25 protein-coding genes and 1 tRNA gene are annotated in these 23613 nt (G+C 68.5%); 13 read left to right on the top strand and 13 right to left on the bottom strand.

The window, feature by feature from the left end; genetic code table 11:
- Nucleotides 1–73: 73 nt before the first annotated feature.
- A complete protein-coding gene (gene aceB, locus E3O47_RS03015; RefSeq protein ID WP_104100766.1) occupies nucleotides 74–1756 on the bottom strand; it encodes a malate synthase A in 1683 nt (560 codons plus the stop codon).
- Between the two features lie 186 nt (nucleotides 1757–1942).
- On the opposite strand from aceB, the gene E3O47_RS03010 reads away from it, so the two are divergent.
- A complete protein-coding gene (locus E3O47_RS03010; RefSeq protein ID WP_104170391.1) occupies nucleotides 1943–3433 on the top strand; it encodes a helix-turn-helix transcriptional regulator in 1491 nt (496 codons plus the stop codon).
- 83 nt (nucleotides 3434–3516) lie between these two features.
- Nucleotides 3517–4947: an FAD-dependent oxidoreductase gene (locus E3O47_RS03005; protein ID WP_134419473.1), complete on the top strand. Its 1431-nt coding sequence runs from the start codon at nucleotides 3517–3519 to the stop codon at nucleotides 4945–4947.
- Nucleotides 4948–5170: 223 nt separating this feature from the next.
- Here the strand turns inward: E3O47_RS03005 and E3O47_RS15840 are convergent, their stop codons facing one another.
- A complete protein-coding gene (locus tag E3O47_RS15840) occupies nucleotides 5171–5326 on the bottom strand; it encodes a hypothetical protein (protein WP_166784755.1) in 156 nt (51 codons plus the stop codon).
- Nucleotides 5327–5461: 135 nt separating this feature from the next.
- On the opposite strand from E3O47_RS15840, the gene E3O47_RS03000 reads away from it, so the two are divergent.
- Together E3O47_RS03000 and E3O47_RS02995 are read left to right on the top strand one after the other, a co-directional pair.
- Nucleotides 5462–5647 (top strand): hypothetical protein, encoded by a 186-nt coding sequence (locus E3O47_RS03000; protein WP_134401025.1) that lies wholly within the window; start codon nucleotides 5462–5464, stop codon nucleotides 5645–5647.
- Nucleotides 5648–5731: 84 nt separating this feature from the next.
- The gene (locus E3O47_RS02995) at nucleotides 5732–6505 is read left to right on the top strand and encodes an ATP-binding cassette domain-containing protein (protein WP_134419472.1); all 774 of its coding nucleotides are present in this window, start codon (nucleotides 5732–5734) and stop codon (nucleotides 6503–6505) included.
- Between the two features lie 10 nt (nucleotides 6506–6515).
- On the opposite strand, the gene E3O47_RS02990 is transcribed toward E3O47_RS02995, so the two are convergent.
- From E3O47_RS02990 to E3O47_RS02980, 3 genes are all read right to left on the bottom strand, one after another.
- On the bottom strand, nucleotides 6516–7175 hold the full coding sequence (locus tag E3O47_RS02990; RefSeq protein ID WP_134419471.1) for a GntR family transcriptional regulator: 660 nt from the start codon (nucleotides 7173–7175) through the stop codon (nucleotides 6516–6518).
- A 70-nt stretch (nucleotides 7176–7245) separates the two neighbouring features.
- Nucleotides 7246–8442 carry an acyl-CoA dehydrogenase family protein gene (locus E3O47_RS02985; RefSeq protein WP_241976742.1) on the bottom strand — a complete coding sequence of 399 codons (1197 nt, stop codon included), beginning with the start codon at nucleotides 8440–8442 and terminating at the stop codon, nucleotides 7246–7248.
- The gene (locus tag E3O47_RS02980; RefSeq protein ID WP_174720185.1) at nucleotides 8439–9692 is read right to left on the bottom strand and encodes a CoA transferase; all 1254 of its coding nucleotides are present in this window, start codon (nucleotides 9690–9692) and stop codon (nucleotides 8439–8441) included. Before E3O47_RS02980 ends, E3O47_RS02985 begins: the two co-directional genes overlap by 4 nt.
- Nucleotides 9693–9901: 209 nt before the next feature.
- On the opposite strand from E3O47_RS02980, the gene E3O47_RS02975 reads away from it, so the two are divergent.
- Nucleotides 9902–11461 carry an amino acid permease gene (locus E3O47_RS02975; RefSeq protein WP_104100760.1) on the top strand — a complete coding sequence of 520 codons (1560 nt, stop codon included), beginning with the start codon at nucleotides 9902–9904 and terminating at the stop codon, nucleotides 11459–11461.
- 74 nt (nucleotides 11462–11535) lie between these two features.
- Here E3O47_RS02975 and rplA read toward each other — a convergent pair whose 3' ends face one another.
- From rplA to E3O47_RS02950, 5 genes are all read right to left on the bottom strand, one after another.
- Nucleotides 11536–12225 (bottom strand): 50S ribosomal protein L1, encoded by a 690-nt coding sequence (gene rplA / locus E3O47_RS02970; RefSeq protein WP_104100759.1) that lies wholly within the window; start codon nucleotides 12223–12225, stop codon nucleotides 11536–11538.
- Nucleotides 12226–12318: 93 nt separating this feature from the next.
- A complete protein-coding gene (gene rplK / locus E3O47_RS02965) occupies nucleotides 12319–12750 on the bottom strand; it encodes a 50S ribosomal protein L11 (protein ID WP_104100758.1) in 432 nt (143 codons plus the stop codon).
- Between the two features lie 103 nt (nucleotides 12751–12853).
- Nucleotides 12854–13837 carry a transcription termination/antitermination protein NusG gene (nusG, locus tag E3O47_RS02960; RefSeq protein ID WP_134419470.1) on the bottom strand — a complete coding sequence of 328 codons (984 nt, stop codon included), beginning with the start codon at nucleotides 13835–13837 and terminating at the stop codon, nucleotides 12854–12856.
- Between the two features lie 134 nt (nucleotides 13838–13971).
- Nucleotides 13972–14247: a preprotein translocase subunit SecE gene (gene secE, locus E3O47_RS02955; RefSeq protein ID WP_104100756.1), complete on the bottom strand. Its 276-nt coding sequence runs from the start codon at nucleotides 14245–14247 to the stop codon at nucleotides 13972–13974.
- Between the two features lie 42 nt (nucleotides 14248–14289).
- A tRNA-Trp gene (locus E3O47_RS02950) sits at nucleotides 14290–14362 on the bottom strand.
- A gap of 171 nt (nucleotides 14363–14533) precedes the next feature.
- Here E3O47_RS02950 and E3O47_RS02945 point away from each other — a divergent pair.
- The 4 genes from E3O47_RS02945 (at nucleotide 14534) to E3O47_RS02930 (ending at nucleotide 18534) form a co-directional block, all read left to right on the top strand.
- The gene (locus tag E3O47_RS02945; RefSeq protein ID WP_134401021.1) at nucleotides 14534–15736 is read left to right on the top strand and encodes a pyridoxal phosphate-dependent aminotransferase; all 1203 of its coding nucleotides are present in this window, start codon (nucleotides 14534–14536) and stop codon (nucleotides 15734–15736) included.
- A gap of 37 nt (nucleotides 15737–15773) precedes the next feature.
- Nucleotides 15774–16223, top strand: a complete 450-nt coding sequence (locus E3O47_RS02940; RefSeq protein WP_134419469.1) for an ABC transporter permease — start codon at nucleotides 15774–15776, stop codon at nucleotides 16221–16223.
- A 404-nt stretch (nucleotides 16224–16627) separates the two neighbouring features.
- Nucleotides 16628–17959, top strand: a complete 1332-nt coding sequence (locus E3O47_RS02935) for a PspC domain-containing protein (protein ID WP_104100753.1) — start codon at nucleotides 16628–16630, stop codon at nucleotides 17957–17959.
- Nucleotides 17959–18534, top strand: a complete 576-nt coding sequence (locus E3O47_RS02930; RefSeq protein WP_134419467.1) for a hypothetical protein — start codon at nucleotides 17959–17961, stop codon at nucleotides 18532–18534. The genes E3O47_RS02935 and E3O47_RS02930 overlap by 1 nt, the downstream gene beginning before the upstream one ends.
- Before the next feature lie 65 nt (nucleotides 18535–18599).
- Here the strand turns inward: E3O47_RS02930 and E3O47_RS02925 are convergent, their stop codons facing one another.
- The 3 genes from E3O47_RS02925 to E3O47_RS02915 are packed head-to-tail and all read right to left on the bottom strand — an operon-like array spanning nucleotide 18600 to nucleotide 20669.
- Entirely contained in the window at nucleotides 18600–19778 is a 1179-nt protein-coding gene (locus tag E3O47_RS02925; RefSeq protein ID WP_104100751.1) for a UDP-N-acetylmuramate dehydrogenase, read from the bottom strand.
- A gap of 13 nt (nucleotides 19779–19791) precedes the next feature.
- Nucleotides 19792–20226, bottom strand: coding sequence for a MaoC/PaaZ C-terminal domain-containing protein (locus E3O47_RS02920; RefSeq protein WP_104100750.1), 435 nt, complete (start codon nucleotides 20224–20226; stop codon nucleotides 19792–19794).
- A complete protein-coding gene (locus tag E3O47_RS02915) occupies nucleotides 20223–20669 on the bottom strand; it encodes a MaoC family dehydratase N-terminal domain-containing protein (RefSeq protein WP_104100749.1) in 447 nt (148 codons plus the stop codon). Before E3O47_RS02915 ends, E3O47_RS02920 begins: the two co-directional genes overlap by 4 nt.
- Nucleotides 20670–20724: 55 nt before the next feature.
- On the opposite strand from E3O47_RS02915, the gene E3O47_RS02910 reads away from it, so the two are divergent.
- The 4 genes from E3O47_RS02910 (at nucleotide 20725) to arsM (ending at nucleotide 23612) form a co-directional block, all read left to right on the top strand.
- Complete coding sequence (locus E3O47_RS02910; protein ID WP_158250258.1) at nucleotides 20725–21189, top strand: GNAT family N-acetyltransferase; 465 nt, start codon at nucleotides 20725–20727, stop codon at nucleotides 21187–21189.
- A gap of 49 nt (nucleotides 21190–21238) precedes the next feature.
- Complete coding sequence (locus E3O47_RS02905) at nucleotides 21239–21847, top strand: HEAT repeat domain-containing protein (protein ID WP_134419466.1); 609 nt, start codon at nucleotides 21239–21241, stop codon at nucleotides 21845–21847.
- Between the two features lie 49 nt (nucleotides 21848–21896).
- A complete protein-coding gene (locus E3O47_RS02900) occupies nucleotides 21897–22649 on the top strand; it encodes an SGNH/GDSL hydrolase family protein (RefSeq protein WP_134342995.1) in 753 nt (250 codons plus the stop codon).
- 174 nt (nucleotides 22650–22823) lie between these two features.
- Nucleotides 22824–23612 carry an arsenite methyltransferase gene (gene arsM, locus E3O47_RS02895; protein ID WP_134419465.1) on the top strand — a complete coding sequence of 263 codons (789 nt, stop codon included), beginning with the start codon at nucleotides 22824–22826 and terminating at the stop codon, nucleotides 23610–23612.
- Nucleotide 23613 lies beyond the last annotated feature (1 nt).

The following is a 23613-nucleotide window of genomic DNA, read 5'->3' as shown; positions in this document are numbered from 1 at the left end:
TGCATGCGAGAGCGCGCACGATGCCCCCTCAGTAGTGCTGAACGGGCTGAGTGCGCGCTTACGCGGCCAGGAGCTACAGGTAACGGGCGTACGCTCCCACGGTGAGGAACGTCGGGAACTCGGGCTCGAGCGCGCATGCCCGGAACACCTCGAGCGCGTCGTCGAACCGGTCTCCGGGCGTGCGCTCGAGTGCCTCGTACACGTCGACGAGCTGTTCCTCGACCCAGGTTCCGTCGATCCGGATGCCCTCGGCGGTGATCGAGCCCAGGTGGATCCACTGCCAGATCTGTGAGCGGGAGATTTCCGCGGTCGCGGCGTCCTCCATCAGATTGTCGATGGCCGCCGCGCCGACGCCGCGCAGCCAGGACTCGATGTAGCGCAACCCGATCGTGAGGTTGTCGTGAACGCCGGCCTCGGTGATCTGCCCGCCGACGGACTCCACGTCGAGCAGCTGGGCGGCCGTGACGCTCACCTCGGCGCGGGTGCGGTGCAGCTGGTTCGGCTGGTCGCCGAGCACGCGGTCGAACTCGGCTTGGGCCGTCGGGATGAGGTCCGGGTGCGCCACCCAGGTGCCGTCGAAGCCGTCGGTGGCCTCGCGCTTCTTATCGGCGGCCACCGCCTCGAGGGCACGCCGGGTCACCTCCGGGTCGCGCCGGTTCGGGATGAACGCGCTCATTCCGCCGACGGCATACGCACCACGCCGGTGGCAGGTCGACACCAGCAGCTCGGTGTAGGCACGCATGAAGGGCACGGTCATCGTGATCTGCTTGCGGTCGGGGAAGACGAACCGGCTCCCGCGGGTGCGGAACGTCTTGATGATGCTGAAGATGTAGTCCCAACGTCCGGCGTTCAGGCCTGCGCAATGGTCACGCAGCTCGTAGAGGATCTCCTCCATCTCGAAGGCGGCCTGGATCGTCTCGATCAACACGGTGGCCCGGATGGTGCCGTACTCGATGCCGAGGCGGTCCTCCGAGTGACTGAAGATATCGTCCCAGAGACGGGCCTCGACATGGCTCTCGAGCTTCGGCAGGTAGAAGTACGGCCCGCTGCCGCCCTCGATCAGGTGCTGCGCGTTGTGGAAGAAGTACAGCCCGAAGTCGACGAGGCTGCCGGACGCGTTCGTCCGGCGGTTCGCGCGGTCGACGAACGTCAGGTTCTTCTCCACCAGCTGCCAGCCGCGCGGGCGCATCACGATGGTGGGCGTGGCGCCGGTGGCGTCGCCGGTGACGGCGTATTGCTTGCCCTCCGGGCTGGTGAAGCTCAGCTGACCGCGCACCTGGTCGAACAGGGTCAGCTGGCCCTCGACGACGTTCGCCCAGGTGGGGCTGGTGGCGTCTTCCTGGTCGGCCAGCCAGACCTTCGCGCCCGAGTTCAGCGCGTTGATGGCCATCTTGCGGTCGGTCGGCCCGGTGATCTCCACCCGGCGGTCGACCAGCCCGGGACCCGCACCGGCAGCCGTCCAGGTGAGGTCACGACGGATGTGCGCGGTCTCGGTGAGGAATCCCGGGTCGCGCCCATTGGAGGCATCCACGCGCTTGCGCAGTCGAGTCGCCAGCAAGTCCTGCCGCGTACCGGCGAACCGGTCGTGCAGCTCGGCCAGGAATACCAGCGCCTCCGGCGTGAGGATCTCCTCATAGCGCGGACCGAGATCGCCGGTGATCTCGAGGTGCGGTTCGATGGTGGCAAAACTGCCGGTGTTCGTGGTCAGACTGGCGGCCTGGACCTGGTCGGATGTCGCCAGGGGCGGGGTGTTCATGGGCTGAGCTCCTTCGGAAGTTGAACGGGGAGGGCTGCGTGACTGGCGCCGCCTGGGGAAAGCGCCATTGCTTGCCTGATTCCCACTGTGGACTAGGAGACCCGGTCACGCCGTCGCCGGCATAACAGAAGAACAGCATTTCTTCTGGCTACGAGAAGTTATCCCCGGAGTATGTGAGCATGGGGCATGGTCACCGTCGATCCCGCCTTCCGCTCCTCCCTGTCCGCGGCTCCTCCCGAGGAGGCAGGGCTCGATGCGCTCACCCTGGGGCGGCGCATCCGTGAACTGCGCACGAACCGGCGCATGACTCTGGACGCCCTTGCGGCCGCCATCGACCGGGCACCCTCTCAGGTGTCGATGATCGAGAACGGCAAGCGCGAGCCGCGCCTGTCGATGCTGCGCACCATCGCGACCGCGCTCGGCACCACGGTCGACGACCTATTGAAAACGGATGCCCCGTCCGAGCGGGCGGCGCTGGAAATCGCCGTCGAGCGCGCTCAGCGGGGCCCCGTGTTTACCGCCCTCGGACTGCCGCATATCCGTGTTGGCCGGGGAACGAGCGACGAAACATTGCAGACACTGCTCAGCCTGCACAACGAGATCCTGCGCCTGCACCGGGAGCGGGCGGCGACCCCGGAGGAGGCCCGGCGAGCGAACGTGGAGCTGCGAGCCACCATGCGGGCCCGGGACAATTACTTTCCCGAGCTCGAGGCACAGGCGCAGCGCCTGCTCGCCGCGGTCGGCCACACCGGCGGGCCGGTTTCCCACCAGGTGGTGGCCGACATGGCGACCCATCTCGGCTACTCGCTGCACTACGTGGGCGACCTTCCGAACTCGACCCGCTCGGTGACGGACAAGCGCAACCGGCGCATCTACCTGCCCACCGAGCAGTCGGCGTCCCGCGACTCCCGCTCCCCCATTCTGCAAGCGTTCGCCACCCTGCTCTGCGAACACGAGGAGCCCGGAAACTATGCGGAATTTCTGTCTCAGCGGGTGGAGACCAACTATCTGACCGCGGCCATCCTGCTGCCCGAAAAAGACACCGTGAAACTCCTCACCGAGGCGAAGAACCTTCGACGTATCTCGATGGAGGATCTGCGGGACGCCTTCGCGGTGTCCTATGAGACGGCGGCGCACCGGTTCACGAACCTCGCCACCGCGCGGCTCGACATCCCGGTGCACTTCATGAAGGTGCACGAGTCCGGCACCATGATCAAGGCGTACGAAAACGATTCGGTGCGCTTCCCGAGCGACGCGCTCGGCGCGGTCGAGGGCTCGACGGTCTGCCGCAACTGGACCGCGCGCACCGTCTTCCACGTCGCCGACCGGTTCAGCCCCTGGTACCAGTACACCGACACCCCGAGCGGTACCTTCTGGTGCACCTCGCGCATCGAGAAGGCCAAAGAGGGCGACTACTCCGTCAGTGTGGGCGTGCCGTTCACGCACGTGAAGTGGTTCCGTGGCCGCGAAACCAACAACCGGGCCGTGTCCACCTGTCCCGACGAGTCGTGCTGCCGCCGCGCGCCCGAGGAGCTCTCGGAGCGCTGGTCCGGGCAGTCCTGGCCGGCCGCGCGCACGCCCACCAGCCTGCTCGCGGCCCTGCCCACGGGCACCTTTCCCGGCGTCGACCAGACCGAGGTGTTCCAGTTTCTGGAGTCGCACGCGCCGGTGAGATGAGAGCGGGGCGGGCACATGGCCGACGGGGACCGCGCCTGAGATGATGAACGAGTAGCAGAGCCGCGCCGAACAAAGGACGATCCGTGGGCACGACCATTTTCGAGCGGGCCAGGCCCGCCGCATCCGTCATCGCGGGCGCCCTCGCCGACACCCGCTCCGCGCCGTTCTGGCTGGACGACGTGTCTCCGCAGACCGGCTACCCGACCCTCACGGCCGACCTCGACTGTGATCTCGCCATCGTCGGCGGCGGCTACCTCGGACTCTGGACCGCCGTGCTCGCTCAGCAGGAGAACCCGGGCGCTCGCGTGGTGCTGCTCGAAGCGCGCACGATCGGCTGGGCTGCGTCGGGCCGCAACGGCGGTTTCTGCGAGGCCAGCCTGACCCACGGCGAGGAGAACGGCCGACGCCGCTGGCCGACGGAGATCCACCGGCTCACCGAACTCGGCCTCAAGAACCTCGACGAGATCGAGCGGGCCGTCACCGAGCTCGGGCTGAAGTGCGACTTCGAGCGCACCGGCGCCATCGACCTGGCCGTCGAGGAGCACCAGGTCGAATGGCTGCGCGAGGAACCGACCGGAACCGACAGCGTGTTCCTGGATGCCGCGGCCCTGCGCGCCGAGGTCGGCTCCCCCACGTACCTGGCCGGCATCTGGCACAAGCGAAGCAACGCGCTCGTGCACCCGGGTAAGCTGGCTACCGAGCTCGCCCGGGTCGCCACCGAACTTGGGGTCGAGATCTTCGAACACACCCCGGTGAAGAACCTGGACACGCAGGGACTCACTCCGGCGCAGGGCACCCGGCTCCGCACCGAGTCGGGTGTGGTGCGGGCGACGAAGACCGCGCTGGCGACCAACGTGTTCCCTTCGCTGCTGGCCCGCAACCGCCTGTCCACGGTGCCGGTCTACGATTACGTGCTGATGACCGAGCCGCTGTCGCCCGATCAGCTCACCGCCATCGGCTGGCAGAAGCGGCAGGGGCTGAGCGACCTGGCCAACCAGTTCCACTACTACCGGTTGAGCGCAGACAACCGCGTACTCTTCGGCGGCTACGACGCGATCTACCACTACGGAGCCCGGGTGCGGAGCGGCTATGAGAACCGGCCGGAAAGCTTCCAACGATTGGCCGGCCACTTCTTCACCACATTTCCGCAGCTGGCCGGGCTGCGTTTCAGCCACCAGTGGGCCGGCGCCATCGACACGTCGACCCAGTTCTGCGCGTTCTATGGCACGGCCCGCGGCGGACGGATCAGCTACGCCGCCGGGTTCACCGGTCTAGGCGTGGCCGCGACGCACTTCGCGGCGAAGGTCATGCTCGACCAACTGGCGGAGCGCAGGACCGAGCGCACGCAGCTGGAGATGGTGCGCGGGCGGCCACTCCCGTTCCCACCGGAGCCCCTCGCTTCGATGGGCATCCAGACCACGCGCTGGTCACTCGACCGCGCCGACCACAACCGAGGCCGCCGCAACATCATCCTGAAGACGCTCGACGCGCTGGGCCTCGGCTTCGACTCGTAGGGCTCGATAGCGCTCGGGGCGCTCAGCGCGCTCGGAACCCTGGCAGCGTCCGCGGCCCGAACGAATTCGACGGAGATTTGGCTCAAAACGGTTTAAACCACGTTGGGAGAGCGCTCCATCCTCAAAATCTCCGTCGAATTGGTTCGACGGGCGGGGTGGGTGAGCCACGGCATCCGTGGGTCCGAGGCAACGGATGCCGCGGCGCGGCTCAGGCCTCCCCGGTTCAGGTCGGGACGGCGCTGATCAGGAGATAGCGGTCGCCGATGACCTCAAAGGCCGTGCTGGTGGCCTCCTGCACGATGTCCATCTGATTCGACAGGTCGTTCAGGAGGTCCATGATCGGCCGGTATTCCAGCTGGCTGCGGATCTGACCCAGCACCCGTTGCGACCCTCGGTCACACCGACGCGGTCGGTGTGCGGTTCCATCTCGCGCAGGCATTGTTCCGCCCGCGAGATGAACAAGGCCACCGACCGCGGAAACAGCCGGCCTCGTAGGCCCCCGACGGAGCGCCGGATGGTCGTCCCCGAAGGCCCGCTGGCCTCGGTCAACGACCGGGTTGGCCAGCAACCGTGCGGTCATGTCTCCCTGCTCCAGGCTGCAGAAGTGCCGCGCCTCGCCGCGGCTGACGCCGGACTCGACCGTGGGCCGCTCCTCCTGCTCGATCACGCGGGGCACCGCGGCCAGCGGGACGGGCCGTGAGCGAGGTGAGCTCGGGGAACATCTCATCCCCGGCCCGGGGCGCGCCCCGTCCAGCGCGTCCAGCCACTCAGCCCGCAAGACGACGTGCGCGGTCTGCAGATTACCGAGAGCACCCAGACGGGTGCCCCGGTGCTGGCCACGGGCATCTCCCTCTCGGTGGCGCGGGGTGAGGTCATCGGCCTGGTCGGTGTCACCGGTTCCGGGGCACGCGAGATCGCTCTGGCCATCCTGGGCCGGCTGCCCGAACCGGCGGTGATCGCGGCCGGCTCCATCCTGATCGACGGTATCGAGCTCGTCGGGGCATCGCGGCGCGCCCTCAACCGGCTGCGCGACACGAGAATCTCTCTCATTTCCCCTGCCGCGCCCACGGGCCTGGCCCCGGACCAGGTCATCGGCCGCCAGCTCGCCCGAACCCTGCGCCGGACAGGGGGTCTGTCCCGAACGGATGCCGCCCGGCATGCGTTGGAACTCCTCGAGAAGGTCGGGCTGCCGGATCCGCAGGCGACGTCGCTGGTGGTTCCGACCCAGCTCGAACCGACCGCGCTGCTCCAGGTGACGATCGCGGCCGCGCTCTCACAGCCCCCGGACATCCTGATCCTGGACGAGCCGACGCGCGCCGTCGAGGCTGCGGGCGAGCCCTCCGCACTGGAGCTCTGCCGCGGGTTCGTCCAGGAGTTCGGACTGTCGATCATCGTGGTCTCCCGGAACCTCGGCCTGGCGGACGCCACCTGCGACCGAGTGGCGGTCGTGGAGGCGGGACGGGTCGTCGAGCAGGCTTCGGCGGCTGAGATCCTCGCTTCCCCGCGGCATCCGCACACCCACAGCCTGCTCGAGGCGGCCCGCTCCGCGCGCGGCTGACCGGTTCCGGTTAGGCCGGTTCCGTTCGCGATCCGGACCGACCCGACGACACCGCGTTGCGCGCTGCGAGAATGTGCGAGCGCATGGCGACCTCGGCCCAGAGTGCGTCTCCCGACCATAGCGCCGTGAGGATGTCGCGGTGGTGGTGGTTGCTGCCGGCCCGGAAGACGGCGGCGTCGCGGCGGAAGAGCGAGGCCATCATCGGGGCGCGGCCGACGGACGCGGCCAGGGCCATCAGCTGGGTGACGCCCGACGCGGCCACGATGATGCGGTGGAATTCGGCGTTGAGCACGCCCAGCCGGCCGATGCCCTCGGCGTCGGTTGCGCGCACGAACTCCTCCATGGCGTCAATCAGGATGGCCAGCCGGTCGAGGTCGGCCGGCTCGATCCGCGCCGCCGCGAGGCCCGCCGCCCTGCTCTCGAGAGCCGCGCGAAGAAAATACGTCTCGCAGATCTGCTCGGTGGTCCATTCCACGACCGTGGCACCCCGGTTCGGCACGAACTCCACCAGGCCGGCCTCGTCGAGCCGGCGCAGCGCCTCGCGCACGGGGGTGCGGCTGACGCCGAGTTCCTGGGCCAGCACCGTCTCCCGCAGCGTGGCCCTGGCGGGCAATTCCCCCGAGAGGATGCGCGCACGCAGGTTCGCGAACACGGTCTGTCCCCCCGTCACCCCCACTGCGCTCCTCCCCCGTCGATCGGCCCGACAGCCAATCTGCTTGCCACTATGTCACATCGCGGCCTCAGGAGAACGCGTTCAGGCCGGTCAGGGCCCGCCCGAGCACGAGCTGGTGGATTTCGTCGGTGCCCTCATAGGTGCGCACCGATTCCAGGTTCGCCAGGTGGCGCATCACCGGGAATTCGCTGGTAATGCCGTCGCCGCCGAGGATGACGCGGGCCTCGCGGGCGATCTGGATCGCCTCGCGCACGCTGTTGAGCTTGCCGATGCTGATCTGGGTGGGGGTCAGCGTGCCGCGCTCCTTGAGCCGACCGAGGTGCAGGGCCAGCAGCACCCCCTTCTCGTATTCCACGAGCATGTCGGCGAGCTTGGCCTGGATCAACTGGGTAGCCCCAATCGGTTTGCCGAACACCTCACGGGTCTTCGCGCGCAGGATGGCGGCGTCGAGGCAGCTGCGGGCGGCGCCCATGGCCCCCCAGACGATGCCGAAGCGCGCCTCGTTGAGGCAGCCGAACGGCCCGGACAGCCCAGCGGCACCGGGCAGGATCGCATCGAATGGCACCTGCACGGCGTCCAGGTGCACATCGCACTGGATCGACGCACGCATCGAAAGCTTCTTGCCGATGGGGATGGCGGTGAAACCGATACTGTCGGTCGGAACCAGGAAGCCGCGCACACCGGCATCCGTTTGGGCCCAGACGATCGCGACGTCGGCGATGCTGGCCAGGCCGATCCAGCGTTTGGCACCCTCGATCACCCAGCCGTCGGCGCCCCGGGTGGCGGTGGTCGCCATCGCGGCCGGGTCGCTGCCGCCGGTCGGTTCGGTCAACGCGAAGCAGCCCACGAGCTGGCCGGCGGCCATGCCCGGCAGCCAGTGCTGCTTCTGCTCCGCAGACCCGTACTTGTGGATGGCCGACATCGCCAGCGAGCCCTGCACCGAGACGAAAGTGCGCCAGCCGCTGTCAGCGGCCTCCAGCTCGAGGCAGACCAGCCCGTAGCTCACCGCCCCCGCGCCGGCGCAGCCGTACCCGGTGAGGTGCATGCCGAGGAACCCGGCCGCCCCGAGTTCAGGGATCAGCTCGGCCCGGAAGTGCTTCTCCTCGAAGTCGTCCTCGATGGTCGGCAGGATGCGGTTGGTCGCGAAAGCGCGCGCCGCGCGCGCCCAGACGATCTCCTCCGGCTCGAGCAGGGCATCGAGGTCGAAGACGGTGTCGACCAGCGGGCTGGGCACAAGCGGGGTGGGGCGGCCTGCGGCGGTCACGAGAGTCCTTTGGGGGTCGGCGGAACACGAGCGAGATCTGTGGCTGGTACGGGGGCTGGTACGGGGGCTCGCCCTGGGGCAGCGGTCGGGGACGGGGCGAGCCAGTCGGCGCCCTCGTGCTCGCCCAGCCGCGGCGGGCACAGGCGGTAGGCGGCCGGGCGGCCGGCGAGGTGGATGGGGTTGGCAACCTGGCGGCTGGTGCGGCCGGCCGCACCCAGTTCCACCACCGGGTCGAGCCCCAGCGCGGCGGCGAAGGCGAACGCCTCGTCGAGGGTGTTGACCTGGCCGGCCGGCACACCGGCATCGGTCAGAACGCCCACCCAGTGCGCCGCGGGCTCGGGCCGGAGCCGGTCCTCAATCAACTTTTTCAGCACCGTGCGGTGCCGCACCCGGTCGGCGTTACCGCGGAACCGGTCGTCGTCGGCCAGGGCGGGAGCCCCGAGCAGTCGCACCAGGGTGCGGAACTGGCGATCGTTGCCCACCGCGATCACCAGCGGCCGGTCGGCGGCGTCGAACAGCTCGTACGGCGCGATGCTCGGGTGCGCATTGCCCATCCGGGTCGGTGACTGCCCGGTCGCGAGGGTGCCCGCGGCCTGGTTGGTCAGTGCGGAGAGCAGGGTGGTCAGCAGGTCCACCTCCACCCGGTGGCCGGCGGTCCCGCCCGCGTCGGTCGCATCACGCGCACGCAGGGCGAGTAGGACGCCGCTGACCGCGTTGAGCCCGGAGAGCACGTCCACGAGGGCCACCCCCACTTTGCTCGGCTCTTCGTCTGGGCGACCGGTGACGCTCATCAGCCCGCCGACAGCCTGTACGAGCAGGTCGTAGCCGGGCAGGCGGGCGCCGGCCCCCGCGCCGAAGCCCGTGATCGAGCAGTAGACCAAGCTCGGATTGACGGCCCGCAGCTGCTCGAAGCCCAGAGCAAACCGGTCCATCACGCCGGGCCGGAAGTTCTCCACCACGACGTCGGCGGTCTCGGCGAGTCGCCGGGCCACGGCCAGTCCCGCATCGGTGCCGAGGTCGCAGACGACGCTGCGCTTGTTGCGGTTCACCGACCCGAAGTAGGTGGAGTCCCCCTGCGCGTCGACCGGCGGCAGCCACTGCCGGGTGTCGTCGCCGACCGGGCTCTCGATCTTGATCACATCAGCGCCGAAGTCGGCCAGCATCATGGTGGCGTAGGGGCCGGCCAGTACCCGGGAGAAATCCGCGACCCGAAGGCCCGCCAACGGCTGCCCGGTTGCGTCCTGCGGCACGACCCACCTCTGTCCCCGTCGACTCGGACCACAGGACTCCGCCAGTGGCCGCTCTGACTCCGATCCTACCGGGCGGGTCGTGACCCGGAGACAGGAACTGCGAACGGGAACTCTCGGTGAAAGTTGGATCCATCGGTTCCGTGCGTTTGCTCGCGCACAGCACTATGGTGAGCACATTCTCGCTCTCCGGCTCGATCGGAAAGGTTCCCATGTCATCACACGCGTCATCCCAGAGGAAAGGGCTCGGCGACGCCGAGCACCTCGAGGCCCTCGGCTACGAAGACACCTTCCATCGTTCGATGTCGCTCTGGGGCAATTTCGCCCTTGGCTTCACCTACCTCTCGCCGCTCGTCGGCGTCTACTCGCTGTTCGCCCTGGCCCTGAGCACGGGCGGGCCACCCTCGATCTTCTGGCTGGTGATCGTGGGCACCGGCCAGCTGCTGGTGGCACTGGTCTTCGGCGAGGTGGTGTCCCAATACCCGATCGCGGGCGGTATCTACCCGTGGACACGTCGTCTCTGGGGCAAGAGGTACGCATGGATGACCGCCTGGGTCTACGTCTGGGCGATGCTCGTCACAATCACCGCCGTCGCGGAATTCGGCAGCGGGTTCCTCGCCAGCCTGATCAACGCGCCCGTCACCAAAGAGGTCACGCTCGGGCTCTCGGTGCTCTTTCTCGTCGTGGCCTTCGCGTTCAACTTCTCCGGCACGAAGATGCTGGCCCGCGCGGCCCGGATCGGGCTCGCTGCCGAATTGATCGGCGTGATCGGTCTCGGCCTCTACCTACTCCTTTTCCAGCGCAAGCAGGAGTTCAGCGTCTTCTTCGACACCCTGGGCGTCGAGGGTGACGGCAGTTACGCCACCGCGTTCCTCGGGGCCGCGCTTGCCGGACTGTTCCTGTTCTACGGCTTCGAAGCCTGCGGCGACGTGGCCGAGGAGGTGCCCGACCCGGCCAGAGGTATCCCCCGGGCCATGATCCTCACCATCCTGGTCGGCGGCGTCTCCGCCCTGTTCTCGTTCGGCGGGTACGTCCTGGCCGCGCCGGACCTGCAGGCCGTGGTCGACGGGACAGACATCGACCCGATCCCCGCGATCCTGGACGCGACCCTCGGCACGGTCGGTGCCACGCTGTTCCTCATAGTGGCGATCACGGCCTTCCTGTCCTGCGTGCTCAGCCTGCAGGCCGCGGCCAGCCGCCTGATCTTCTCTTTCGCACGAGACGGGATGGTCCCCGGCAAGACCTGGCTGGGCCAGGTGTCCCCGCGCACGGCAGTGCCGGTCAACGCACTGATCGTCGCGTCCACGATCCCGCTGTTGCTCTGCGTTGTGATCTACCTGGGCGGCAGCACGATCCTGACCCAGATCACGGCCTTCGCGGTGCTCGGCATCTATGTCGCGTTCCAGGCCGTGGTTCTGGCCGCGCTCCGCCAGCGGTTCAAGGGGTGGCGTCCGGCCGGGCCGTTCAGCCTGGGACCTCTCGGGTTCATCGTGAACATCATCGCCCTGGCCTACGGGATCTCCGCCATGATCCTGCTGGCGCGCCCGGGCACGACCGGGGTGTTCCTCGACGACTGGATCGTGCTGATCGGTTTGGCTGTAGTGATGGGCAGCGGCCTGCTGTACCTCTTCATCGCGAAGCCGCACACCACCTCGCACCAGCCGGAGGGCGACGCGATCGCGGTCGCCGCGATGCTTCGCGCGCACCCGCAGAACACCGATCGGGACGACCCCGCACGCAGAGACGCACGCCCCACGATGGCCAGCGAGTGAGCATCCGTTAACGAGGGAAGGGCCCAGTCTTTTGACGGGCCCTTCCTGGTGCAGCCGGGCTGCGGTGGAACTGACTAGATGCTGTTCACATCGAGAGCGATGCCGGGGCCGAACGTGGTCGAAACGGCACCCTTCATGATGTAACGGCCCTTGGAGGAGCTGGGCTTGAGGCGAACGATCTCCTCGAGAGCGGCGCTGATGTTCTCATTCAGCTGCTCGGCGGTGAAGGACACCTTGCCGACGACGAACTGCACGTTGGCGTGCTTGTCGACGCGGAACGCGATCTTTCCGCCCTTGATGTCGGACACGGCGCGCGCGACGTCAGGCGTCACGGTTCCGGTCTTCGGGTTCGGCATGAGTCCGCGCGGGCCGAGAACCTTACCGAGACGACCGACCTTGCCCATGAGCTCCGGGGTCGAGACGGCGGAGTCGAACGACGTGTAGCCGGCGGCCACCTTCTCGATGAGCTCGTCGCCACCGACCTCGTCGGCACCAGCAGCGATTGCCGCTTCGGCCGCGGGGCCCGTTGCGAAGACGATGACGCGGGCGGTGCGACCGGTGCCGTGAGGAAGAATCACGGTACCGCGAACCATCTGGTCAGCCTTGCGAGGGTCGACGCCGAGCTTGAGCGCGACCTCGACGGTCGAGTTGAAGTTCGCGGAGCCGGTCTCCCGGGCCAGGGTGACGGCCTCGGTCGGGGTGTAGAGCTTGTCTGCGTCGATCTTCTCGGCCGCGGCCCGGTAGGCCTTTGACTTCTGTGCCATGTTGAATCTCCTGTAAAACGAAATTGAGAGTGTGGTGCGAGCCTGGCTGGCTCTTCCACGTACTGCTGGTGGCGGAATGCCTGGGGGAGGTGGTTAGGCCTCGACCGTGATGCCCATGGAGCGGGCGGTGCCGGCGATGATCTTCGACGCTGCGTCGAGGTCGTTCGCGTTGAGGTCGACCATCTTGGCCTCGGCGATCTCGCGGACCTGGGCCTGGGTGAGCTTCGCAACCTTGACGGTGTGCGGGGTTCCACTGCCCTTGGCGACGCCGGCCGCCTTCTTGATGAGCTCCGCCGCCGGCGGAGTCTTCAGGATGAAAGTGAATGAACGGTCGTCGTAGACGGTGATTTCTACCGGGATGACGTTGCCGCGCTGGGATTCCGTCTGAGCGTTGTACGCCTTGCAGAATTCCATGATGTTGACGCCGTGCTGACCCAGCGCCGGCCCGATGGGCGGTGCGGGGTTGGCGGCGCCGGCCTTGATCTGAAGCTTGATCAGACCGGTTACCTTCTTCTTCGGTGCCATTGTTCTTCCTTACTTTGTAATGACGAGCAGCCAGGGGCCGCTCTCCCGGTGGCCCGGACGGGCCCCGGTGAACTTGAATCCGTGGGGAGGGTGTTCAGTCCCTTTAGAGCTTGGTGACCTGGTCGAAGCTGAGCTCGACCGGGGTTTCGCGCTCGAAGAGGGAAACCAGCACGATGAGCTTGCCGCTTTCCGCCTTGATCTCGCTGATCGATCCGGGCAGGCCCGCGAACGAGCCTTCCTTGATCGTGATCGTCTCGCCGATCTCGTAGTCGATCTCGGCCGGGAGGGCGCGGGTAGGGACCTTGCCGCCGTGTCCGCCGGTCTTGGCGGTGGGGACGTCTTGGATCTCGACGAGGCTCTTCAGCATGCCGAAGGCTTCCTCGAAGCGAAGCGGCGTGGGGTTGTGCGCGTTGCCGACGAATCCGGTGACGCCGGGCGTGTGACGCACCACGGACCAGCTGTCTTCGTTGAGGTCCATGCGAACGAGCACGTAGCCGGGGATGCGCACCCGGGTGACCATCTTGCGCTGGCCGTTCTTGATCTCGACGACGTCTTCCATCGGAACCTCGACCTGGTAGATGAAATCTTCCATGGCCATCGACTGCTTGCGGTTCTCGATGTTCGACTTCACGCGGCGTTCGAAGCCGGCATAGGAATGAATGACGAACCACTTGCCGGGCTGGAAGCGCAGTTCCTTGCGGAATTCTTCGTAGGGGTCTTCGGGGGTCTCGTCCTCGGCGGGCTCGGCACCGACATCCGTTGCCTCTTCAGCCTCGACTGCCACTTCGTCTTCGTCTTCCACGGCCTCGACGGCGGCCTCGGCCTCGTCGTCGGAATCGATGTCGAGGGCCTCGTCGACGAGAGCGTCGGCGTCGGGGTCAGCGGGCTCGGCCAACGCGTCGAGCGCGGCGTCGAGGTTGACTTCGACGCCCATGCTCGGGTCGAACACGTGCACGGCGACCTGCTCGGCAGCCTCTACGGAGTCTTCTTCAGCGGCGAGGGTGTTGCCCTCCTGCGCCTCGTCCTCGGTGGAGGACTGCTCGGCGGCGGTGGCCCAGTCGACATCGTCGTGATTCGTGTCAGTCACTAAATTTCAATCCTTTTCTATTGCGTGGGCACGAAACCGTGACCCAAACAGCGTTTGCCCTGAATTCTGCAGTGACTCTTCTTCATTGATGCGTGGCTGCGACCGCTGGGAGCGGATGCGGCACCGGAAGTTGCCTACCCGCCCGGCGTTCCGAACACGTACGTGACGGCGAGCGCGAACATCCAGTCGAAGGCGGAAACGATGGCCATCATGATGACAACGAATACCAGCACCACACCCGTGTAGCTGAGGAGTTCTTTGCGGGTGGGGGTGACGACCTTGCGGAGCTCCGCCATGACCTGCTTGATGAACAGGGACATCCGAGCGAAAGGACCGCGCTTGGAATCGAGCGCAAGTTTCGCGTTTGCGACGATTTCCTCACTGGGTTCGTCGACAACTTTTCGGGCCACCTGATTACACCTTTCATGTGCCGACGGAATGCCACCGACTTGCAGGGCGGACAGGACTCGAACCTGCAACCTGCGGTTTTGGAGACCGCTGCTCTACCAATTGAGCCACCACCCTATGGAACGAAATTCAAACTACCTCGAGACACTCGGACCCCGGAACGAACCGACAAGCGGGCGCAAAAAAGCTTGGCAGAATTGAATTACCTCGTCGAGTCTAGGTCACCCGGGGGCCACTGTAAAGCCGAGACAGCCCCAGCAGAACGAGGCAGCCCCGTATGCTCGAAGCGTGGCCCACGAATCCAAGCGCATCTCTACCCGAATCGGCTCCATTGCGGAGTCCGCGACCCTCAAGGTGGACGGCAAGGCGAAGGCCCTGCAGGCCGCCGGCCGGCCGGTCATCAGTTTCGCCGCGGGCGAGCCTGATTTCCCCACCCCGGAGCACATCGTCGAAGCCGCCCTACTGGCGGTCCGCGACCCGAAGAACCACCGGTACACTCCGGCGGCCGGGCTGCCCGACCTGCGCGAGGCCATTGCGGCCAAAACGCTCCGTGACAGCGGCCTGGCGATCTCGCCCAGCCAGGTGGTCGTCACCAACGGCGGCAAGCAGGCCGTCTACCAGGCTTTCGCCACGCTGCTCGACCCGGGCGATGAGGTGCTCGTGCCCACGCCGTACTGGACCACCTACCCGGAGTCGATCCGGCTGGCCGGCGGCGTGCAGGTCGACGTCTTCGCCGGCAGTGACCAGAGCTACCTCGTCACCGTCGAGCAGCTCGAGGCGGCGCGCACGCCGCGCACCAAGGTGCTGCTGTTCGTGTCGCCGTCCAACCCCACCGGAGCCGTCTACTCCCCCGAGCAGACGAAGGCCATCGGCGAGTGGGCCGAGGAACACGGCCTCTGGATCGTCAGCGACGAGATCTACCAGAACCTCACGTATGACGGCGTGCGTGCGATCTCGATCGTCGAGGCCGTCCCCGCGCTGGCCGACCGCACCATCCTGGTCAACGGCGTCGCCAAGACCTACGCGATGACCGGCTGGCGGCTCGGCTGGATGGTCGGCCCGCAGGACGCGATTAAGGCCGCCGCCAACCTGCAGTCGCACCTGTCGTCGAACGTGTCGAACATCTCCCAGCGCGCCGGGATCGCCGCACTCAACGGCCCTCAGGATGCCGCGATCGCCATGCGGGATGCCTTCGACCGTCGCCGACAGGTCATCGTCGCCGAGCTGAACACGATCCCCGGCATCGTCACGCCGACGCCGCAGGGGGCGTTCTACGTCTACCCCGACGTCACCGGCCTGCTCGGACGCACCTGGGGCGGCGTCACCCCGACCACCTCCCTGGAGCTGGCCGATCTTATCCTGGACCAGGCCGAGGTGGCCGTCGTGCCCGGCGAGGCGTTCGGCCCCAGCGGCTACCTGCGCTTCTCCTACGCGCTCGGCGACGCGGCCCTGCTCGAGGGCGTGCAGCGCCTCCAGCGACTGTTCGCCTAGCGCAGCGCGCCAAACGGCTCGCCGGTGAACCGACAGCTTGGGGGGTCAGGGGCCCTTCTGCTCCCCCCTTCCTGTCGCTCGGCCGGGGCTGTGGACAATCTCCGGCACCCTGTCCACGCTCGAGCGCCGCACCGCTATCCTGCGACGGATACCACCCGGCGCCTTCCTCAGTCATCACACCGCCGCCCTGATCGTCGGCATTCCGCTGCCGCTGGTCATCCCCATCGTGCCGATCCTGCAGTTCATCTCCGGCGTCTATCTGCAGTTCTACCTGCTGCCCGACTGGATGCAGAACGCGGCCAGCGTATTCCCACTGAAGTGGATGGCGAAGGGCATGCGCGGAGTGTTCCTGCCCGACAGCTTCGCGAACCTTGAGCAGAGCGGTTCCCGGGACTTTCCGCTGATCGCGCTGAGCCTGCTCATCCGGCTGGTGGTGGGGCTGGTGCTCAGCCGGGTCACGTTTCGCTGGATCCGCAAGGACACCTAGGAGCGTGACTCCTGAACGGCTTGTTGTGTCGCTCACGGAAGGTCAGAGCTGACCGCACCGCGTGGACACTGTTCATCACAGGATGAGCACCGGGCCCGGCCTCGAACCAACTCGACGGAGATTTTGGGCCAAACACCCATTTTTGAGCCCAAACGCGCTGTTCAGAGTGAAATCTCCGTCGAATTCGTTCGGGACGAGTTGCGGCAGGGCCCAGACTCGACCGACATGGCGTTTGCAGCGCACGTCCATCCCGCGTCGCGGTCCACTGCACGCCTGCGTCGGCCTCCAGAACAACGACCTCGGAACCCCGAGCCGCGAACCCCCATCGCCCGCAGCCATCAGGGCTCACTCACCGAACGACACCCGGCATTGTCGGCTCGGGCCACCGCGAGCACACTGGCAGCATGACCGACGCACCCGAGAGCCAGACGACGCCGTCGGCCGCGGGGCCCGGCACTCCCCCCACCCCCTCCGACGGGAGCAACGACTTCTTCGCCGCAATCCGTTCCACGGGGATCGTGCGCGGGAGCGACCGTTGGCTGGCCGGCGTCTGCGGCGGAGTCGCACTGCGAGCTGGGCTGAACCCCACGCTGGTGCGAGTTGTGACCATCGCGCTGGGCGTCCTCGGCGGTCCGGTTCTGTTCACGTGCGCGGTCGGCTGGGCTCTCCTGCCCGGCCCGACCGGTCGCATCCATGCCGAACAGGCCGTTCGCGGCGTCTTTCCGCCCGTCATGATCGGGATCATCGCGCTGGTGGGCATCAGCTCTGCCTCCTACACGCGCAGCCTGTGGTGGCAGAGCCCGGCGGCCGTGCTGCCCGACTGGCTGGCGACCACACTCGCGGTGGGCTGGAGCGTCGGGGTGACGATCGGGCTCATCTGGCTGGTGTTCTTCCTGGCCCGACGCACCACGGCGCCGGCCGGCGGGTACCCGCACAGCACCGCCGCGGAAGGCATCGGGGCCGGTGTCGCTTTCGGGGCCATGCAGCCCGCCGAAGCAGCGGGCAGCTCCGGGACAGCCGGCACAGCCGGCGGCGCCGTCACCGTCGGCGGCCCTGCCGCGCCACCACCCGGACGCGGCTCCTGGCGCGACCTTCGCCCCGGGGCCGGCTTCAGCGCGATCGTGCTCGGGTCGGCATTGCTCTGCGGCGCGGTCGCCGCCGGTGTGTGGTCGGGCGGCAACTGGTCGGATGCCGCACTGGTGCTGGGCCTGGCCGTCACGCTGGGGGTGCTGGCCGTTGGCATCATCGTGTCGGGCATTCGCGGAAAGCAGAGCGGCGCCCTGGGTGGGTTCGCCTTCCTTGCGGCGGTGGCCCTGGTGCTGCTGGGCCTATTCCCGAGCGGCACCGCGTTCTTCCTGGTCGGCATCCCGGTCTGGACGGTCAGCGCCGATGCCGACGCTGCTCCCCCGGGGTATGCCGTGCTCTCCGGCCGGGCCACCATCGATCTCACGGCCCTCAACGCGGCGAGCGTGGAGGACCGCACGATCGATATCTGGATGGGCGTGGGCGTCACCGAGCTGATCCTGCCCCGCGGCCGGGCCGTGCTGGTGGAGACGAATGCGCTGGCCGGCAGGATCGACTACGTCGGCGGCTCGGTCGCCGTGCAGCAGGGCGGCGCCTTCTACTCTGACTCGCGTACCTTCAACGACGACGGCACCGGCACCGTGGCCCGCGTCCGCGTCTGGACGGCGCTCGGCCAGGTCACTGTCGTCGGCCCCTCGCGTCTGGAACCCTGATGACCACGACCCCCGACCCGAACCAGCCGCCGAACGAGCCGCCGAACCCGCCGTTCGCCCGGCCGCTCGACGATCAGCCCACGGATGCCGTCACGTCCGTGACGGCAGCACCTGACCCCGCGCCCGCCGAGCCCGAGGGCCATGGGGAGAGCGGTCACGAGGTGGAGGTTGAGACCACCCGTGCAGCCCCGGCTCACACGGTCGCCTGTCCGAGCCCCATCCCTGACTACGCGATGGAGCCCTCCGTCGAGCCGCCAGCGACGGCACAGGCGTTTCTCGCCTCGGACCCGCCGTTTCCGGTCGCGCCGGTGCCGACGGCCCGCGCCGCGGCCCCGACCGCCGCCGCCGCCGCCGAACCGGCGTACCCCGAGGCATCGATGCGACTTCTCCGCCGCCCGCTGTTCAGCACGATCGTCTGGGGAGTGATCCTGCTCGCCCTGGCCGGCTACGTGCTGCTCGGGGTGCTGGTACCTGCTCCCGCCGATCCCACGCTCTGGCTGCTCGGCGGCGTGATTGTGATCGGACTCCTGCTAATCGTGGTCGGCATCATCGCCGCGCTCCGCCGCGCCGGCTGACGCCCCCGCCCGCGCTCACACCCCGGTTTGACGGCTTCAGGCCCGCGAGAGCGGCGCGGGCCGCGCTAGGCGTCGAGGCCGACGAGCACGGGCTCGGGCTGCAGGATCACGCCGAACTCGGACTGCACGCGAGCCTCCACCAGCCGGGCGAGCTGCGCGATCTCGTCGGCGGTGGCCCCGCCAGTGTTGGTCAGCGCAAGGGTGTGCTTGCTGGAGATCGCGGCGCGGGAGCCCGGCAGCCGGAAGCCGCGCGAGATCCCGGAGTGCTCGATCAGCCAGGCGGCGCTCAGCTTCACGAGCGGCACGGACCGCTCCCCGGGGATCGGTCCGACGCCAGCATACTCGTCGAGCGGGATCACCCGGTCGGGCAGTTCCTGCTCGCCGAGCGGCCAGCGGGGCACGGCGTCCGGCAATGTGCGCGAAAACGCCAGCGACACGATCGGATTGGTGAAGAAGGAGCCGGCGCTGCGGGTATCAGCGTCATTCGGGTCGAGCACCATGCCCTTCCCCGCGCGCAGGGCCAGGACGGCGCCCCGCAGCTGCGCGAGCGGCACCCGATCGCCCAGCTGCACGCCGAGTGCGGTCGCAAGCTGCGGGTAGGACACCGGCCGGCTGAGCGCGCCGCCGAGAACGGATGCCTCGCTCTGCGTGTCGTGCAGGTTCAATTCGACCGCGATCACCAGACCGCGGAGCCCCTGTTTCAGAGCCGAGGTGCGGTAGCCCAGTTCGAGCTCGCCAGCCTCCATCCGTCGCCGTTCGCCACTGTCGTAGTCGAGGAAGTCGATGGCAGCCAGGCTGTTGCCGAGTTCCTGGCCGTAGGCGCCGATGTTCTGCACCGGGGAGGCCCCGGTCGAACCGGGGATGCCGGAGAGTGCCTCGATACCGGACCAGCCCTGCGCCACGGTGTAGGCCACCAGCTCGTCCCAGGGCTCGCCAGCCTGCACTCGCAGCACCAGCCGGTCCGGGTGATCAGACGGCGAAGGGGACGCGGGAGAGGAAGCCGAGACAACGTCCACCCCGCGGGTCAGCACCCGGATCACCGTACCGTCGAAGCCCTCGTCGGCCACGATCGTGTTCGATCCGCCGCCGAGCAGCAGCCACTCATCGCCCGAGGCCCACACGATCAGGGTCTGGTCGACAAGGTCCTGCTCGGTGGCGGGCGACACCATCCGGGCGGCAGGGCCGCCGACGCCCATGGTGGTCAGGTCGGCAAAGGTCGGCGCGGAGGCAGCGGGGCTCGTCATCGGGAACGACCACTCAGACCAGGCGCACGCGTGCCTGCGCCTTGCCCAGCACAGTCACCTCGCCCGACGACACGATGAGGTCGATGCGGGCGACGCCGGCATCCGTGTCGATGGCGCCGACCTTGGCGACCACGGTCACGACCGCCGCGCCGTCGGCCGGCACGAGCACGGGGCGGGTGAACCGCACCTGATAGTCCACGATGCGGCCGGGGTCGCCGACCCAGGCGACGACCGGCTGAACGGCGAAGCCCATGGTGAGCATGCCGTGCGCGAGCACGCCGGGCAGTCCCACGGACACGGCCACGTCGTCGCGGTAGTGGATGGGGTTGAAGTCTCCGGATGCCCCGGCGTAGTGCACGAGGGAGTCGCGCGTGAGCGGGAACGTGCCCTCGGCGACGACGTCTCCGACGGTCAGGTCAGCGAGGCGGGGCGTAGCGATGATGGTCATTCGTCTCCCCTGACGACAAGGGTGGAGGTCGCGGTCACGACGTGCGCGCCGGCGGCGTCGACGATGGTTGACACGGCCGTCACCATGGAGTGGCCGCCGAGGCTCTTTACGCCGGCCACGTGGAGCGTGGCGGTGAGTTCGTCACCGGCCACGATCGGGCGGCTGAACGTGAACCGCTGGTCTCCGTGCACGACGCGGGTGAAGTCGATGCCGGCATCCGGGACGGCCAGAAGCTGCGCCAGGGTGGCCTCCTGAACGACCACGGCGAATGTGGGCGGGGCGACGACGTCGGCGTAGCCCGCGGCGCGCGCGGCCTCCGGGTCGAGGTTGATCGGACTCGTGGCAAAGACCGCGCGGGAGAACTCGCGCACCTTCTCCCGGCCGACGAGATAGGGGGCGACGGGCGGGAAGACCCGGCCCTGCAGTTCGGGGTTGACAGACACAGGCCGAGTTTACCGGCCTCGGCCGGGGACGGCGCCATCGGGCAGACTGGCTGGTGTGAAGATCAAGCGCGTGCGTCTGGGTGACCCTGAGGTGGTCCCGCTCCTGGCCGACCTGGCGCGGGAGTATGACGAGCGCTACGGCGACGGCGACTCGGTGCACGACGTGCCGGCGGATGCCTTCGCCCCGCCGAGCGGCACCTTCCTCGTGCTGCTCGATGGGGGCGTGACGGTGGCGGGTGGCGGCATCCGTCGCCTGAGCGAGACGACCGGCGAGGTGAAACGGATGTGGACCAACCCGGCCTACCGCCGGCAGGGCCACGCCGTGGCCCTGCTCGCCGCCCTCGAGGAGGTGGCGCAGCAATTCGGCTACCGGCACCTGCGCCTGGAGACGGGCCACGCGCAGCCGGAGGCGCTCGCGCTGTACCGGCGCCTCGGCTACCGGGAGATCGGCAATTACGGGATCTACGAGAACGCGACCGGGTTCGAGCGCACGTTTGCCTCCCCGGAACGCCCCGCCTGACAGTCCGGCATTGGCCTGCGACACGCCCGCTTGCTAGCGTAGACACGTCATGCCTAACAAATTAGAGCCACACCCCGACCTTCCCATCGACCTGCCCACGGCCGAACGCATCCATGCGGCCGTCGCGCATTATGGCGAACAGGCCGTCATCGACAATTCCGTCGCGCTACTCCGCGCCAAGAACGCCGGCAAGGACTTCCTGCTCTACGCCGGCGGACGCCACGCCCTGGGCATCCTCGAAGGTGCCCCCGCCCTCTACTGGCCCGAGCTGTGGGGTGCCCGTGCGCTGCTCTACGTCTGGGGCGATTCGGCGGCACCGTACATCGTCGTCGGCATGAACAACCAGGCTTGGCGGGTGCGCGAGATGTGCGCCAAGGTCGTCCTGCTGCGCGGCCTCGAGGTGGCGCCCAAGCTGATGCGCCTGACCACCGACGAGGTTCCGCGCGTGCGCGCCGCGGCCCTGCATGCGCTGGCCGCCCAGGGCACCGCCGACCACCTCGCCACCATCGTGCAGCGTCTGCGCGACCCCGACAAAGAGGTGCGCCGCGCGGCCCAGCAGGCCCGCGACGTGCTCAACGCACGGTGGAACCTTACGGTCGAGCAGGGCCAGGGCACCGAGCAGACCCACGGAACCCGGCACACCCACCCGAGCGCGTAGCCGAGCCCGGAACCGGGACACACACGCAGTACCGAGACGGGGGGTCCGGATGTTCCATCGCTTTGTGGCCATGGGCGACAGTTTCACCGAAGGCGTCGGTGACGACCTGCCGGGCGGCCAGGTGCGCGGCTGGGCCGACCTGGTCGCGCTCGGGCTCGCCGCGGCATCCGCCCACCCCGTCTCCTACGCCAACCTCGCCGTGCGCGGTCGGCTGCTCGGCCCGATCGTGGCGGAGCAGCTGGAGTCCGCGCTCGCGCTCGGCCCCGACCTGCTCAGCATCTGCGGCGGCGGCAACGACGTGATGCGGCCGCGGGTCGAGATCCCCTATGTGGTCGACCTGATGCGGAAGGTCGTCGACCGGGCCGAGGCGCAGGGCGTGCACGTGCTGGTGCTCAGTGGCGGCAATCCCTCGCACCACCTGCCGCTCGGTAACCTGATGCGCCGGCGTGGCGATCAGCTGGCGGATGCCGCGCGCGCCGCCTTCGACCGGCCGGGCGTCACGCTCGTCGACAATTGGGCCGACTCCGAGCTGGAGCACAAGCGGTTCTGGTCGGTCGACAAACTGCACCTCAACGCGCTCGGGCACACCCGGGTGGCCACAAACGTGCTGGCCGAGCTGGGGGTGCCGGTTCCGGTGGAGTGGCTGGATGCGCCCGCCGCGGCCGACGAGCAGGTGCAGAGCACGACCGCGTATTACCGCGAGTTCGTGCTGCCGTGGATCGGACGCCGGCTCACCGGACGCTCCTCCGGAGACGGCCGCCCGCCCAAGCGGCCCACCCTGGAGCCGGTCGATGTCGGCTGATCTTTCCGGAAGGGGCGCCCGCGCCGCGACCAGGCTGCCGCGTCGGGCCCGCATCCGGCCCGGGAGAGTCGATTTGCGTCCCCTCACGCGCGCGGATTGACGGCGATCGATTTTCGGCGGTAGATTGCATCGATAGTCATCAATGTATGTAGGTCTCAGTCGAGGGAGAACACCATGAGCGAGAATAGTAACCCGGTGCGCGAAGAGGTGCGGGCCCGCTACGCGAGCGTGGCCGTCTCGGTTACGAATGAGGGGCGTCGGTCGCTGCTCACCGAGGCGCCTGCCGCCGGCTGCTGCGAACCGGCCGCCATCGACGAGAGCCTGGTTTTCGGCTCCGCGCTCTACGACGACGCGTCGACCGCTGACCTCCCGGGCGCGGCCCTGCTGGCGAGCCTCGGCTGCGGCAACCCCACGGCGGTCGCAGACCTGCAGGCCGGCGAAACCGTGCTCGACCTCGGCTCGGGCGGAGGCATCGACGTGCTCCTCTCCGCCCGCCGGGTCGGCCCCACCGGGTTCGCCTACGGCCTCGACATGACCGACGAGATGCTCGACCTTGCCCGGCACAATGCGGCCGCAGCCCAGGCGCAGAACGTCCAGTTCCTGAAAGGCACGATCGAGGAGATCCCACTGGGCTCCGGCAGCGTCGACGTCGTCATCTCCAACTGCGTGATCAACCTGTCGACGGACAAACCCGCCGTGATCGGCGAGATGTTTCGCGTGCTACGGCCCGGCGGCCGCGTCGGAGTGTCCGACGTCGTGGCCGAGAACCACCTTGCGCCCGCCCAGCGGGCCGAGCGCGGCTCCCACGTGGGCTGCATCGCCGGCGCGCTCTCGATCACTGAGTACGAGTCCCTGCTCGCCGCCGCGGGCTTCGAGCAGGTGGGCGTCACCCTGACCCACGAGGTGACCGACGGGATACACGGCGCCATTGTGCGGGCGGTCAAGCCGGCCGGCGCCGCCTAGA

Source organism: Cryobacterium sp. TMT2-17-1 (assembly GCF_004402765.1).
Taxonomy (GTDB): domain Bacteria; phylum Actinomycetota; class Actinomycetes; order Actinomycetales; family Microbacteriaceae; genus Cryobacterium; species Cryobacterium sandaracinum.
This window is presented reverse-complemented; position numbering and strand designations above follow the sequence as displayed.